Source organism: Solibacillus sp. FSL R5-0449, assembly GCF_037975215.1.
GTDB lineage: Bacteria > Bacillota > Bacilli > Bacillales_A > Planococcaceae > Solibacillus.
Map to the genome: position 1 here is coordinate 2,617,633 of NZ_CP150239.1, position 15,301 is coordinate 2,632,933.

Sequence of the window (15,301 nt, forward strand, 5' to 3'; positions counted from 1 at the left end):
ATTCCTCCCTAGTTTCCTTTGTGATTTTTATTGTATTTATTTCCCCAGACAATTAAAGAACTTCAAATACCCCTGCTGCGCCCATTCCGCCGCCGATACACATTGTTACGACACCGTATTTACCGCCGCGGCGTTTTAATTCATTGATCAGCTTCACTGTTAAAATTGCACCTGTTGCACCAAGTGGGTGACCTAATGCGATTGCCCCTCCGTTAACATTCACTTTCTCCATATCAATACCTAGTTCACGAACTACTTGAATGGATTGTGATGCAAATGCTTCGTTAATCTCCCATAGGTCTACCTGATCTTGTGTAATCCCTGCAATTTCAAGTGCTTTCGGTACTGCTACGATTGGTCCGATACCCATTACTTCCGGTGGAACTCCGCCGACAGCAAATCCTAGGAATTTCGCTAGTGGCTGCATGCCTTGTTTCTCTGCTTCTTCACGGTCCATTACTAGTACTGCTGCTGCACCGTCCGAAGTTTGAGAAGCATTCCCTGCTGTTACGGAACCTTTAACATTGAATGCTGGACGTAATTTTGCCAACGTTTCTACCGATGTACCTGGACGAACCCCTTCATCTGTATCAAAGATCGTCACTTTTTCTTTTAACTGGTTGTTTTCATCGACATAATATTCCGTCACTTCAACCGGAACGATTTCGTCTTTGAATTTGCCTTCTTTAATCGCTTTTTCAGCTAACTCGTGTGAACGTACTGCAAATGCATCCTGCTCTTCACGTGTTACATTGTAACGATTTGCTACCTCTTCAGCTGTGTGACCCATACCGATATAGTATTGTGGTGCATCTTCAGCAATTTTCGGGTTTAGACGAACTGTATTACCAGTCATCGGAATCATACTCATCGATTCTGTACCACCTGCAACGATTGCTTTTGCATGGCCAAGCATAATACGCTCTGCAGCATAGGCAATTGTTTGTAGCCCTGATGAACAGAAACGGTTCACTGTTAATGCCGGTGTTTCATCCGGTAACCCTGCCAATGCCCCAACTAAGCGGGCAACGTTCATCCCTTGTTCTGCTTCTGGCATTGCACATCCCATAATTAAATCATCAACCGGACCTTCATAGCCCGCGCGCTTTAATGCTTCTTTTACTACTACTGCACCAAAATCATCTGGACGAGTGTTCGCAAGTGATCCTTTTTTCGCACGTCCGATTGGTGTTCGTGCTCCTGCAACGATAACGGCTTCACGCATAATGATGTTTCCCCCTTGTGATTAGCCAGCAAGTAAACTCGTAAGCTAGTTGCCGGCAAAATATTCTAGACATACCCGTTGATTTCCATTTCGGCGAACGCTTTCCCCAGGAGTCGTCGCCTACATTCCAATCAACTAAATGTGTATTTAAAATGCCTTACTCATCAATCATTTTTAGTTACGTAATGGCTTTCCTTTTACAAGCATGTGCTGCATACGCATTTGTGATTTTTGGTCTGCAACCAGTTCTAAGAATGCTTGTTTTTCCAGGTTTAATAAGTACTCTTCAGAAACTTCTGTTCCGTATGGTACTTTACCGCCCGCGATTACATATGCAAGTTTCTTCGCGATTTTCAAATCATGCTCTGTAATATAACCTGAATCGAACATTCCTTGAGCACCTAACAATAATGTTGCATAACCTGGTGCGCCTACTACTTTCACCGGCTTTTTCACTGGTGGTGTATAGCCTGCTTCTGCAAGTGCAAGTGCTGCTTGTTTTGCATCATAGATTAAGTGATCCGGATTTACTGAAATACCGTCTGCAAAGTCCAGGAAGTTATTTTCACGCGCTTCTTCACCTGAAGTCGAAACTTTTGCCATTGCAATTGTTTCGAATACTTTGTTCGCGATTTGCTGGTAGTCTACATCTACGCCATTTGGCAAGCCTTTGATGAACTTTTGGTAAAGACCTAAGTTACCGCCGCCTCCTGGGATTAAGCCGACACCTACTTCTACAAGACCCATATATGTTTCAGCCGATGCTTGAATATGTGCAGCCGGTAAACATACTTCCGCTCCACCGCCTAACGCCATTTGGAATGGTGCCGCAACAACCGGTTTTGTTGAATATTTAATACGGCGCATTGCCTGCTGGAATGACTTAATAACAAAGTCCAGTTCGAAAATGTTATCATCTTGTGCTTCCATCAAAATCATGGCAAGGTTTGCACCGACACAGAAGTTTTTGCCTTGGTTCCCGATTACGAGACCTTTAAAGTTTTTCTCCACTTCATCAATCGCATAGTTGATCATTTGAACAATGTCTAAACCGATTGCATTTGATTTCGAGTGGAATTCAAGTAATGCGATTCCGTCACCTAAATCGATTAGGCTTGCACCTGAATTTGATTTGATCACACCGTGTTTCTTCTTGTAGCGTCTTAAGTCGATCGCTTTTTCGTTCACCGGTACTTTTACGTATTCTGAACCGTTGTAGTAAGCTAGATCGCCATCGATTTCCGAATAGAATGTTTTCAGACCCTTTTCTAATAAGCCAGTAACGAATTCGGGAATTTCACGGCCTTCTTCTTTCATTTTAGCGACTGATTTTTCTACGCCGATTGCATCCCACATTTCGAATGGACCTTGAGCCCAGCCGAAGCCCCATTTCATCGCATTGTCGATTGCAACGATATCGTCTGCAATTTCACCTATTAATTTTCCAGAGTAAATTAATGTCGGTGCGAATGAATTCCATAATAGTTCCCCTACGCGGTCATTAGCATAAATTAAAACTTTTAATTTACCTCCTGGACCTTTCGCTTGTTTTGCCATTTCTAGTGACGGAGCAACTAGTTTAGTAGTCGGTTCATATTCAAATGTCGATAAATTCAATTGCAGAATTTCTTTTCCTACTTTTTTGAAGAAACCTTGGCCCGATTTTGCACCGATCCAGCCATTTGAGATCATTTTCTTTAAAATAGGCGATTCTTCAAATACTGCCTGTTCTTCACCTGTTGTCTGGTCATATACATTTGTTGCAACATGTGCAAAAGTATCAAGACCAACAACGTCCAATGTACGGAATGTTGCAGATTTCGGACGGCCGATTAGTGGACCTGTTACTGAATCTACTTCACCTACTGTATAGTTACGTGCAATCATTTCGTTCATTGTTACGATCAAGCCGTATGTTCCGATTCGGTTCGCGATAAAGTTCGGTGTGTCTTTTGCGATAACAACACCTTTACCTAATACATCCTCGCCGAATGTTTGCATGAAACTTACAACTTCCGGTTTTGTCGTGTTAGCCGGAATGATCTCAAGTAATTTTAAATAGCGTGGCGGGTTGAAGAAATGTGTTCCAAGGAAATGAGCCTGGAAATCTTCTGAACGCCCTTCTGCCATTGCGTTAATACTCACCCCTGATGTATTTGATGAAATGATTGTGCCTGGTTTACGTACCGCATCAATCTTTTCAAATAAGCCTTTTTTAATATCTAATCTTTCTACAATTACTTCAATAATCCAGTCAACATCTTTCAATTTTTCTAAATCATCGTCAAAGTTACCTGGTGTAATTAATGCTAGATTTTTTTTCGATGAAAGTGGTGCTGGTTTTTGCTTTATTAATTTTTGCATTGCTGAAACTGCAAATCGATTTTTCACAGGTTTTGAATCAAGTGTTAACCCCTTAGCTTCTTCTTCCTTTGTCAGTTCGCTAGGAGCGATATCCAATAACAATGTAGGAATCCCGATATTCGCCAAATGTGCTGCAATCCCTGAACCCATTACCCCTGAACCTAAAACCGCTACTTTTTCAATTTTGTAAGACACGAGCACTTCCCCCTTCTCCCTTGAATGAACAGTCATTCATTTTGAAATCAAAAAAAAACTTCAAACAGCTTTTCTGTTCTTAGTGTAGATTATTTTGGCAATTTAAGCAATAATTTTCTCGCAATTTTAAATAAATTTATTATTCTTATATTTTTATTGCTAGAAGGTACATATATTAAGCTAAATTACTTTTCGTAAGCTGTTCTAATCGTGTACAATGGGCATAAGGAGCGTGATTAATATGCAAGAAATTACAACAATTGAACAATTCACAGAACTAACAAGCAATGAAAAACCAGTAATCGTAAAATTCTTCGCTGGCTGGTGCCCGGACTGCACACGTATGGATATGTTTATCGATCCAATTATTGAAGAGTACAATCAATATGACTGGTACTCAATCAACCGTGATAACTTCCCGGATTTAGCGGAAAAATATCAAGTAATGGGGATTCCATCATTACTAATCTTCAAAAATGGTGAGAAATTAGCACACTTACATAGTGCTAATGCAAAATCACCTGCACAAGTAGAAGAATTCTTAAACGCACAAGCATAATATGTAATTACGAATGAATCCAAAAGTTTACCGCTTTTGGATTTATTTTTTATTTTTCATAAGCTAAAGCGCTAGTCATAATGCGGTTTTTTAATTACAATTGATTACGTGAAATTTTATTGTAAGAAAGGAAAATTTATGACTTCAGATCAACGAAAAAAACTTGCTTTACTTATGCTTAACATGTTCATTGCAGTTGGGAGTTTCGGGATTATCATTCCAATTATCCCTGCCTATTTAAAAGAAATTGGGCAAGGCGGAACAGCTGCAGGATTAATCATTGCGATTTTTGCATTCGCACAATTTTTAGTATCACCTATCGGGGGGAAATGGACGGATAAGTATGGTCGTCGCCCGCTCATTAATATCGGACTACTTACGCTAGCTATTTCGATGTTTCTTTTCTACTTTGCTGATTCAATATGGCTGCTTTACTTATCACGTGCTATCGGCGGAATCGGCTGTGCATTCTTGATTCCTGCGATTTTCGCATATGTAGCAGATATTACAACAATGGAACAGCGTGCAAAAGGAAATAGTTTTATTTCAGCCTCGATGTCACTTGGTATTGTAATCGGACCAGGTATTGGAGGTTTTTTAGCGGATTTCGGACTTAAAACACCGCTACTTGTTTCGGCGGTAGTCGGACTTGTTGCGTTTGTCGTTTCTTACTTTACATTGGCGGAGAGCCAGGAAGAGAAAGTCGAAATTCCACAAGGCGAAAATACATCAATGGTAAAGGATATTATTTTATCCGTTAAAAAGCCGTTCTTTATTCCACTCATCATTACACTGATCATGAGCTTCGGTTTAATGTCTTATGAAACGGTTCTAGGGCTTTATGTAGATGATAAATTTGGCGCAACACCACAGGAAATTGCCTTCATGGTAACATCAACAGGATTAGTCGGTGTGATTATGCAGTTATTTGTAGTGGATCGCCTTGTAAAAGCAATCGGTGAAGTAAATGTATTAAAATTATTTTTAATCGTTACCGCTTCGGGCTTCTTCCTGTCGATTATCGCAGGAAGCTACACAATGTTCTTTGCGATTTCATTATTAATATTCCTAGCGACATCCATTTTACGTCCTGTCTTGACGACATTAATTTCAAAAATGGCGGGTAATGAGCAAGGATTTGCAATGGGTATGAACAATGCCTATATGAGCATCGGCAATATTATGGGCCCTCTTCTTGCAGGCGCATTATATGACATCGATATCCTATACCCGTTTATCGCAGGTTTAATCATATTAATTTTCACTATTCTCCTTACTTTTATGTGGAAAGGTATTAAAATACAAAAAACAGCACTAAAAGGAGGCCATTAATTATGAAAATTATTGTATTCGGGGCGACTGGTGGCGTTGGGCAGCATTTTGTTGAAATGGCTGTTGCAGCTGGTCATACAGTTACCGCATTTGTACGTACACCTGAAAAATTAAAAACAAAAAATGTAACGATTATTCAAGGCGATGCATTTAACGCGGACCAAGTAGCTGATGCGGTCTTCGGACATGATGCAGTCATTTCATGTTTAGGTTCTAGTACAGGGGTAAAAAAATCCAATGAACTTGAGACGATGGGTAAAAACATTGCAGACGGTATGGAAAAAGCAGGCGTAAAACGTCTAGTTTACTGTGCTTCAGCTGGTGTAGACGGAGAAATTCCAGGTGTGATGGGAAAATTGATGATGAAAATGCTCGCAAATCCATTAGCCGATCACCGTGCAGCGCTTAACTATTACAAAACAAAAGACATTACGTACACAATCGCACGTCCGATGGGCTTAAAAGATGAACCGTTAAAAACCGATTATAAAGAAGCAGTCGATACGGTTCCGAAAGGTTCAAGCTCGATTCCAAGAGCCAGCGTAGCTCACTTTATGGTGAAAGCATTGGATGATGCCCAATACGAAAACAAATCAGTTGGTTTATGCAGCTAAATTTAAACAGACGAAAACTACCCCAATAGCTTGAGGTAGTTTTTGTTTTTTTATTTATTATTTTCTATTCCGGGTAAATCATCTAAATCAATAGGGACGGTATATTCAATCCCTTTTTCATCTTTTAATATGCGTGGTGCCGTTCGGGTTAAAGTCCAGCTAAAGCCGTCATCACCGATGATGAAATATTGATTGTCCCTCGTTTCAATTTGGATGTTTGTGTAGGTTTTTTCGATTAATTCTCCTGATAGCGTATTGCCTCGATAATGAATCGTATTATCATTAAAAATATAAATGAGTTGGTCATTATAGCGATTGGCAATTGACATATCGTTAAAATGTTCCGGTTTTGCTTCGAGTAGGCCAATTTTACGCTGATCTGTATAAATCTCTTTCTCAGTAAATGAATAATAGGTCGATAATTGTTGCGAGTCATCACTATATTCGACAAGTATATGTGGTCCAATACTTTCTGTATGATAAAATGCTGACGGATGATCAAGGTTTGCCCTTTCGAAAATATTCGCGTATATCATTTGTCCATCTTCAATTGTAATAACTTTAGGTTCTTCTCCACCAATTATTAATACTGGCTCTTCATGGAAATCCGTTGCATACGTTGTCACACCTTGGTAACTAAGTTGACCTGTAACAATTTGATAATCCCCATCTTTATTTCTGTAAATATATGTTGTGTCATTTGCCAAAGTATCCATAATGAAAAACTGATCATTAGTACCGGTTATAACTAATGTCGGTTGATCACTTGCGACATTTAAATCGAGTAGTTTCCCTTCCGGTGTTTCTAATACTCGCCAAGTCCCCTCTTTCGTTGGGATTTGATACAAGATATGCTCATTTACCCGTTGAACTTTCGCTCCATCTAAATCTAATTCAAAATTCTCTAAAACCGGAGCGTAGGGTGCTTCTTTATATTCCAGCAAAAATTCTTTTGGCAGTTCAACATTCTCAGTGTAAAGCGTCATAGATTGGCTTACGTCCAACTCAATCATTCCGGCTTCCTTATTAATGACGAGTTTATCTAAATACTCGATATCATTCGCCTGTAGCTTCAGGAAAAGAGTAATCGATTTTTCAGTATCAATTGTTTTAATTACTTCAACAGGATTATTGAATTCAAATATAGAATATCGCTTATAAGCCTGTTCGCTGTTAACCGTAGATAACTTTGCCAATGTGTTATTGTCTTTTTCAATGATTGCTTCGTAAAAATCGGCTACTAACTGTTTATGATGCTCATCCAAGTATGAAGTTTCAATTTCAACTGCCTGTATTGTTTGATTCGGAGTGAAATACAGCACGGCACCAACCGCAAGCATTAGTAGAACAACGATGGCCGGCTGTAAAAATGGCAGAGGTTTTTTACGTTGCTTTTTTTGCATTACTTTTTGTACAAATGCTTCATCCATGAGCGGTTGTTTGCCGATTGTTTCATCAATTGCTTGCTTCACTTGAGAATTTGTCATGCCATTCACCACCTTTTAATTGTTCTTTTAATTTCTCGCGTCCACGCCTCAGCCTAGTTTTCACGGTATTGTCCGAAATTGATAGTAAGTGCGCGATTTCATCGATTTTCAGTTCCTTATAATAATAAAGAATGATAATTTCACGGTATTTAATCGGCAGCTCAAGAACTGCATTTCCAAGCAATAGATTTTCGCTCCGTTCCAGTACATGCTGTTCTGCAGATTTGGTGCCTTTAAAAATTTCCTGAATTTTATTCGTTAAAATGGTATTTTTGTAGCTCCAGCTGCGTAAATAATCATAACTACGATTGATCGTCATTCGGTATAAATACGTTCGGTAACTCGCATCGCCACGAAATTGCCCACGCTGCTCATAAGCTTTTAACAGTACGTCCTGTACAATATCTTCTGCCATTTCTTTGTTTTTCACATATGTATAGGAAAGTCGAAGCAATTCTTCGCCATGTGTTCTTATAAACACTTCAAGCTCCATTTTCTTCCCCCCTTTGTTTTAATTGCTAACCGTTAGACGGAGCTGTTTTATTTTTAGTTTCAACTTTCATGATTAAATTTTATAAATTTGGGTATTAAACTACTTTATAACAATTTGGAGGTTTTGAGTATGCGAGTATTATTAAATGTAAATGGCAGGTCACAATATAGTTCGGACATCCGGCCTGAATATCAAAACTCGGCATGCGGCCCTACGACTGCACACGTTATTTTGAATTACTTATGCGAAGATGAAACAATCCGCACAAAAGATGTAAATGAACTTTATCAATTTTTAGGCGGCACAAAAATCGGACTTTTTAAATGGCGGATGATCAGAAACTTGAGTCGATTACTCGGTGATGACTGGTGTATCGAGGAATGTACCTTAACTCAGGCGATTGAGCAATTACGCTTAGGTAATCCGGTTGCGATGAAGTTTGATGTCTATTTTACCGGACAATTTCTGACCAATTACAACCCTCTTTATAAATATCACTGGGTGCCTTTAATTGGCTACGAAATTAAAAATAACGAGCTTTATTTAACAATCCACGATAACGGCGGACGAAATCGGGAAAGTCATATCCGGACTTTTAAGTATGATGACAACCGCAAAGTATTAAGCTTTGTTAAAATCGAGCCGAAAGAGCATTAGCATTTGCTAGTGCTCTTTTTATTTACGGGAATTAATGTTGGTTCAATTGGTTATTACTGTATAAAAAATGCGAGGAAAAAATTATGAAATCAATTGGCTCAATCAGTCTTTTACATATTATTTTTTTGACAATGACATTTATCGGATTAAAGAACCACGTTACTATCATCCCTTCTTTAATTAATGGAGCAGGTAGAGATGCATGGATATCTGTTATTGTATCAACTCTGTTAATTATACCTTGGTTACTGCTTCCTTTTTTCACATTAAAGAAAATAAAGGATGAATCTGTTCGCGAATACTTACTAAAAAATCATCCTCGATTTGGTAATATACTCATTTATGTCACCGTCTTTTATTTAATTTTAATGGCTGTTATTACGATGCATGAAACATTACAGTGGGTATCTACAACTTTTTTACTCAATACACCGGTTTTGCTGCTGTTTTTCTTCTTTACAGTTGTTTGCTTTTTACTTGCCACTTCTTCCATATTAACGATAACAATGGTCAATGTTATTGTGTTATTCGTGGTCGTAGTTCTTGGTTTTTTTGTTGCCTTTGTGAACATTCAGGTAAAAGATTATTCATTGTTAAGACCCTTCCTTGAGCATGGGGTTTCACCTGTTTTTAAATCGATGTTATACCCTGCCTCAGGCTTTGTAGAAATCTATTTGTTGCTCTTCATTCAGCATCATTTTAAAACTAAACTGAAATATACCCACTTACTACTTATGCTATTTTTACTTCTTGGTTTAACAATGGGACCATTAATTGGGGCCATTGCGGAATTCGGACCGGTTGAAGCGGCCAAACAACTCTATCCGGCTTATGAAGAATGGCGTATTGCTTCAATTGGCAGCTACATTAACCATGTGGATTTCTTTTCTATTTACCAGTGGCTGACAGGGGCCTTTGTCCGAATCGGCTTTATATTGTTCATTGCGATCGAGCTGTTGGGGATTACAGGACAAAAGAAAAAAATATGGGAGTATATTGTGCCCATTTTTGTTTTTTTATCACTACCGCTTTTTTTACTCGATGACAGTATATTTAGTAAATGGAAGGGGCAGTATTTTTTAATAAGCACTACTATTTTCTTTTTAATACTATCAATTATTCTCTTTATAATTGTGAATCGAAATACAAAGCGAAAGGTGGAAAATGATGATTGAACAAACTACCTTAAAAGAGCAATTTGACAATTGTGCTGATATTCGCTTTCAGACATTCGACTTTCCTGCAAGTAATGTGATGCTCATAACTTGTGAGGCAATGACAGACAATCATTTATTCAATGAAGTAGTCGTACCGAGATTAAAGGTTGCATGCCAGCAAATAGATGAATTTGATGAAGCCATTTTAATGCAGAAGCTACATCTTCCGCAGCTACAGAAAATTGATGATTTACAAGAGGCCGTTACGAATGTATTTAGCGGGTTTATCCTTATTTATATTGAAAGTTTAAAGATTTTGTTATGTAGTAATATTGAAAACAAACCGAACCGAAGCCCGGAAGAGACTAATCTGGAAGTACTTATAAAGGGACCCCGGGATAATTTCATTGAAGATTTAGGTGTCAATATTGCACTTATTCGCAAACGACTGCCGACAAATTCATTATCCGTGGAGAAAATGACAATCGGAACGCGCTCCAAAACAAAGGTGGCGATTTTATATTTTAACGACATTGCAGATTTATCCATATTAAAACAAATTAAACAGCAGCTTTCAGCAATTGATACAGATGTCATTTTAAGTGGGGAATTATTGCTTGAACGTTTTAATAAGAGTTCATATCTTGTTCCGCTCAATGATACAACTGGCCGGCCCGACTTTGCAATGCAATCTCTTACAGCTGGCCGATATGTTATTTTGGTCGACGGGGTTGCATATGCAATTATCACACCGATCAATATTTTAGTATTACTCAAGTCCGGTGAGGATAATGATTATCCGCCTATCTACAGCTCATTGGAAAGGTTATTACGACTAGTGAGCATTTTAATCGCACTTTTGCTCCCTGCTTTTTGGCTTGCGTTAACAACCTTTCATCAAGAGCAGCTCCCCATTCAATTGCTTGCGACGGTTGTACAAGCAAACACCGGCTCACCGCTCCCTTCAGCTTTGGAAATGCTTGGTATGTTATTTATGTTTGAATTATTTCGAGAAGCTGGATTGCGTCTACCAAGTATATTAGGTGGAACGATTAGTGTTGTTGGAGGGTTAATTATTGGAGATGCAGCCATTCGGGCAGGGATTACGAGCCCGGCTATGATCGTGGTCATTGCGATTTCAACAATTGCCACTTTTACACTCGTCAATCAATCCTTCGTTACTACAATCAGTATGTTGCGTGTTGTATTTATAATTATTACATCGATATTTGGGCTGTTCGGATTTTTCCTCTCGATCTATATATGCCTTGTTTATATAGCAAATATTCGTGTTTTTGGTGTGCCTTATTTAAATGTTGCCGCTAATTTAAGCTGGAATAATTTAAAAATGTCCTTCTTCCGTCCACCACCAACTTCGAATAATAAACGTCCGGATCTATTGAATGTTAAAGATAAAACAAAGGAAAATAATACAAAATGAAAAAATACCTCTTATTTCCTTTGTTGTTGCTACTTACAGGATGCTGGGATACGAATCAAGCTGAACGTATGTACTATATTCACGGGCTAGGAATTGATTATAAAGATGAACAATATGAAATTTATGCACAAATCGTTGCCTTTACCAATATTGCCAAAAGCGAACAGCCAAATCCAGATGCAACACAGGCTGAAGTCGGGGTTGCTAGAGGGCGGACATTTGATGAAGCATTTTTTAATTTATATCAAACGATGGATGAGCGTGTTTTTTTAGGGCATCTAAAATATGTTATTTTTTCTGAAAATATTGCAAAGGAAAACAAAGTTGAACCAATCGTAAATTCATTTATTCGTTATCGGGAATTAAGGTATACAACTTTGGCTTATATGACGAATTCGCCCCTTGATAAAGTTTTGCTCATCACACCGATTATTAATAAATCTATTACACTTTCCAAGCTTTCAGATCCGTTAAGTTCCTATAACCAATCATCACGAATACGTCCAATTCAATTTCGTGAGCTCATGATCGAATTAAATGAGCCTAGTTATGAAGCAAAAATACCTTTGGTGGATCTTAGTGAAAACTGGTCGAAGGAAGATGGACCAGATCCGGTTTACACTTTTAAAGGCATCAGTATTCTGCATAGGGATACTGGCTTTAAGGGAAATTTATTAGGAGATGATCTGAACGGTGTGCAGTGGATGATTGACCAAACAAAGCGCTCAGATGTTACGGTTAAAAATGAGGAATCTGAAGAACATTATACAACGACAACCGTTGACGAGGTGCATACAGAAATTATCCCTGTTGTAAACGAAAATAAAATACAATTTGATATTAATGTTAAACTGGTCGTTCAAACAAATGAAATACTTAATCAGCAGAAAATGGATTCACTGAAAAAAGAGATTGAACAACAAGTAAAGAAAGAAATTGAACAAACATATAAAGCTTCATTAGAATTCGACACGGATATATACCGGTTATCGGAAGTACTGTACCGTAAAAATGTGAAGGCTTGGAAAGAATACGAGAAAGGTGGGAAAATCCCACTCGATGAATCAACAATCCGTAAATTGGATGTGGAGCTTGTAAAAGTTAAAGGTGAACGTATAACTTCAGATTAAAGAAAGAGCTGTGCTGAACGTCAAATTGACACTCGGCACAGCGCTTTTTCATTTTATCTGTAAATTGCCCTTGCATGCTTGGCAATTAGACGATAGCCTCTTTGCTCAATCAGTTCGAACAATTCCGGCTTATAGTCAGTCAAACGCAATGCTTCAAAATCACATTCAATCGATGCTGAACAATCAATTGTTGCCAATTGATGAGAAAGCCTTAACATCTGCTCATTCTCACTTATTTTAATACGTTGCCCCGGCTTTAAAGTCGGCAATGCAGCCAATACGCCATCGATGGAACCATGGTTTTGAATAAGCTGAAGTGCTGTTTTTGGCCCGATACCTTTAACGCCTGGGTAGCCGTCACTTGCATCTCCCATAAAAGCCTTTACTTCTGCAAATTGTTTCGGTGCAATACCATATTCCTCGATAAAACGGCCTTCTGTATACATATCGTACTCGGTGTACCCTTTTTTCGTAAATGCCATTGTAGTGGAGGGGTTTAATAATTGCAGTAAATCTTTATCTCCACTAATAACAGTAATCTGTGCTTCATCTTTCCACTTTTCAATCATGGAACCAATTAAATCATCTGCTTCAAGGCCGGCTGTACCAAAATTTTGCCACCCAATCATAGCCGAAACTTCTTTTGCCATATCAAACTGCGGCAACATTTCTTCTGGTGGTGCAGGGCGATTTGCTTTATACCCTTCATACAGGTCATTGCGGAACGTATGAGCACCCATATCCCAGCATACAGCTAAATGAGTAGGTTTCATTAAGTTTTGGGCGGTTAAAACATGACGGACAAATCCCTGTACCCCGTTGGAAGGTGTTCCATCATCAAGTCGTATAAATTGATTCATGGCGGCAGAGGCAAAGAACGAACGGAACAAGAGCGCCATGCCGTCAATAATTAGTAAATGTGGTTTTGTCATAGTAATCTCCTCTTTTGCTGATAGAAATATATTATAGCAAACTTCGGAAGGTAAATGCGTTCACAATAACTTACATATAAGGTTTTAAGTATTCAATAATACGGTTAATATCCCGACTGAAAATACGGTCTTCTGTCATGGCAGGCGCAATTCCCCTTATCGCCTTCCACTTTTCCCGCAGTTTTGGCGACATGTTCTCTACACCCCTGTACTCCACTGCCTGTGCTGCACAAAATGCCTCGATCGCCAGTACATTTCTTACATTGGCAATAATCATGCGCGCATGGCGAGATCCTGTCGTGCCCATCGATACATGATCTTCCTGATTCGCAGAAGACGGGATGGAGTCGACCGATGCAGGATGTGCCAAAGTTTTATTTTCGGATACTAAACTTGCTGCGCTATACTGCAATATCATCGCGCCTGATTCAAGTCCTGGATTTGCACTTAAAAATGCAGGCAGCCCTTCATTTAACTGCGGGTTTACTAATCGTTCAATCCGGCGCTCCGATACATTGGCCAACTCCGCCATCCCGATTTTCAGAAAGTCCATCGCAAACGCAATCGGCTGTCCATGGAAGTTTCCTCCCGAAATGACCAAACCGCCGTCATCAAAAATGAGCGGATTATCTGTTGCCGCATTCATTTCGATTTCGAGCTTTTCTTTGACGTAATTCAATACTTGCCAGCTCGCTCCGTGGATTTGCGGGATGCAGCGAAGCGAATACGGATCCTGCACCCGCTTTTCCCCTTGATGTGTAATGAGCTTACTGTCCTTTAACCAATCACGCATACGCTCTGCAACGGCCATTTGTTCTTGCATACCGCGCGCTTCATGAACAGCTGGATGGAAGGCATCGATTATCCCGTACAAACTTTCCATCGTCATGGAGGCAATCCATTCACTCGCATAAGCGAGCTTCTCCGCTTCCAAGTAATTGACGGCGCCTTGTGCAGTCATTGCCTGTGTTCCATTGATTAATGCAAGACCTTCTTTTGCCTGCAGTTCAATTTTCGGCAATCCCCGATGTTCAAATATTTCATGTGACGGTTGTTTACCACCATTTACAAATACTTCCCCTTCGCCGATAACCGCCAAAACTAAATGAGAAAGTGGTGCTAAATCTCCGGATGCTCCAAGTGAACCTTGCTGTGGAATTACAGGAATGACGTTCTCATTAACCATCCATAACAGCCGTTCCAGCACTTCCAAGCGAATACCCGATAACCCTTTTAATAATGCATTTAATCTAAGCACCATCATCGCTTTTGCAACGTGTTCCGAAAAAGGCTCCCCGAAACCGCATGCATGGGAACGTATTAAATTAACTTGCAGCTTGCTTACTTCGTGCTCTGCAATTTTCACATCGCTGAACTTTCCAAACCCTGTGTTAATCCCGTATACGGTTTTATCCTGCTGGACAATCCTTTCCACTGCGTCACGGCTTTTAACAACGCGTACTTTCGCATCTTCCGCGATCTCTATTTTTTCCCCACTATATAAAATACTCCCCAATTGTTCGATCGATAAATTTTGTCCGTTTAACTGAATCATTTACCGCACCCCTTTAAATATTCTTATCTCTTAAATTTATTATTGTTTAAATAGCAGTTAATTGCTACTAATATTTTACCTTTAAAACAAAAGTTAAGTTGAAAATACCTATTTTAAAGGCTTTGTACGTTTTATTTCTAAAAAGTTGTTCACCTGCTAA

General features: G+C 39.1%; 13 protein-coding genes. 7 read left to right on the top strand and 6 right to left on the bottom strand.

Features of this window, described 5'->3' with window-relative positions:
* Positions 1-52: 52 nt before the first annotated feature.
* Both MKY27_RS13180 and MKY27_RS13185 read right to left on the bottom strand, forming a co-directional pair.
* On the bottom strand, positions 53-1,225 hold the full coding sequence (locus tag MKY27_RS13180; protein WP_339172880.1) for an acetyl-CoA C-acetyltransferase: 1,173 nt from the start codon (positions 1,223-1,225) through the stop codon (positions 53-55).
* 174 nt (positions 1,226-1,399) lie between these two features.
* Positions 1,400-3,784 carry a 3-hydroxyacyl-CoA dehydrogenase/enoyl-CoA hydratase family protein gene (locus MKY27_RS13185; protein WP_339195582.1) on the bottom strand — a complete coding sequence of 795 codons (2,385 nt, stop codon included), beginning with the start codon at positions 3,782-3,784 and terminating at the stop codon, positions 1,400-1,402.
* Between the two features lie 241 nt (positions 3,785-4,025).
* On the opposite strand from MKY27_RS13185, the gene MKY27_RS13190 reads away from it, so the two are divergent.
* From MKY27_RS13190 to MKY27_RS13200, 3 genes are all read left to right on the top strand, one after another.
* Positions 4,026-4,343, top strand: coding sequence for a thioredoxin family protein (locus MKY27_RS13190; RefSeq protein ID WP_339172886.1), 318 nt, complete (start codon positions 4,026-4,028; stop codon positions 4,341-4,343).
* 138 nt (positions 4,344-4,481) lie between these two features.
* On the top strand, positions 4,482-5,675 hold the full coding sequence (locus tag MKY27_RS13195) for an MFS transporter (protein WP_339172888.1): 1,194 nt from the start codon (positions 4,482-4,484) through the stop codon (positions 5,673-5,675).
* A gap of 2 nt (positions 5,676-5,677) precedes the next feature.
* Positions 5,678-6,289 (top strand): NAD(P)-binding oxidoreductase, encoded by a 612-nt coding sequence (locus tag MKY27_RS13200; RefSeq protein ID WP_339195584.1) that lies wholly within the window; start codon positions 5,678-5,680, stop codon positions 6,287-6,289.
* A gap of 50 nt (positions 6,290-6,339) precedes the next feature.
* On the opposite strand, the gene MKY27_RS13205 is transcribed toward MKY27_RS13200, so the two are convergent.
* Together MKY27_RS13205 and MKY27_RS13210 are read right to left on the bottom strand one after the other, a co-directional pair.
* Entirely contained in the window at positions 6,340-7,776 is a 1,437-nt protein-coding gene (locus MKY27_RS13205) for a hypothetical protein (RefSeq protein WP_339195586.1), read from the bottom strand.
* Positions 7,745-8,269: a sigma-70 family RNA polymerase sigma factor gene (locus tag MKY27_RS13210; protein ID WP_339195589.1), complete on the bottom strand. Its 525-nt coding sequence runs from the start codon at positions 8,267-8,269 to the stop codon at positions 7,745-7,747. Before MKY27_RS13210 ends, MKY27_RS13205 begins: the two co-directional genes overlap by 32 nt.
* 129 nt (positions 8,270-8,398) lie before the next feature.
* Between MKY27_RS13210 and MKY27_RS13215 the strand changes: the two genes are divergently transcribed.
* The 4 genes from MKY27_RS13215 to MKY27_RS13230 all read left to right on the top strand — a co-directional run bounded on the left by MKY27_RS13215 (position 8,399) and on the right by MKY27_RS13230 (position 12,654).
* Positions 8,399-8,926 (top strand): C39 family peptidase, encoded by a 528-nt coding sequence (locus tag MKY27_RS13215; protein ID WP_339195592.1) that lies wholly within the window; start codon positions 8,399-8,401, stop codon positions 8,924-8,926.
* Positions 8,927-9,009: 83 nt separating this feature from the next.
* Positions 9,010-10,101, top strand: coding sequence for an endospore germination permease (locus tag MKY27_RS13220; protein ID WP_339172901.1), 1,092 nt, complete (start codon positions 9,010-9,012; stop codon positions 10,099-10,101).
* On the top strand, positions 10,094-11,524 hold the full coding sequence (locus MKY27_RS13225; RefSeq protein WP_339172904.1) for a spore germination protein: 1,431 nt from the start codon (positions 10,094-10,096) through the stop codon (positions 11,522-11,524). Before MKY27_RS13220 ends, MKY27_RS13225 begins: the two co-directional genes overlap by 8 nt.
* On the top strand, positions 11,521-12,654 hold the full coding sequence (locus MKY27_RS13230; protein WP_339172906.1) for a Ger(x)C family spore germination protein: 1,134 nt from the start codon (positions 11,521-11,523) through the stop codon (positions 12,652-12,654). Before MKY27_RS13225 ends, MKY27_RS13230 begins: the two co-directional genes overlap by 4 nt.
* A 53-nt stretch (positions 12,655-12,707) precedes the next feature.
* Here MKY27_RS13230 and MKY27_RS13235 read toward each other — a convergent pair whose 3' ends face one another.
* Both MKY27_RS13235 and hutH read right to left on the bottom strand, forming a co-directional pair.
* A complete protein-coding gene (locus MKY27_RS13235) occupies positions 12,708-13,586 on the bottom strand; it encodes a 5'-3' exonuclease (RefSeq protein WP_339172910.1) in 879 nt (292 codons plus the stop codon).
* A 70-nt stretch (positions 13,587-13,656) separates the two neighbouring features.
* Entirely contained in the window at positions 13,657-15,141 is a 1,485-nt protein-coding gene (gene hutH / locus MKY27_RS13240; protein WP_339195597.1) for a histidine ammonia-lyase, read from the bottom strand.
* Positions 15,142-15,301: the final 160 nt, after the last annotated feature.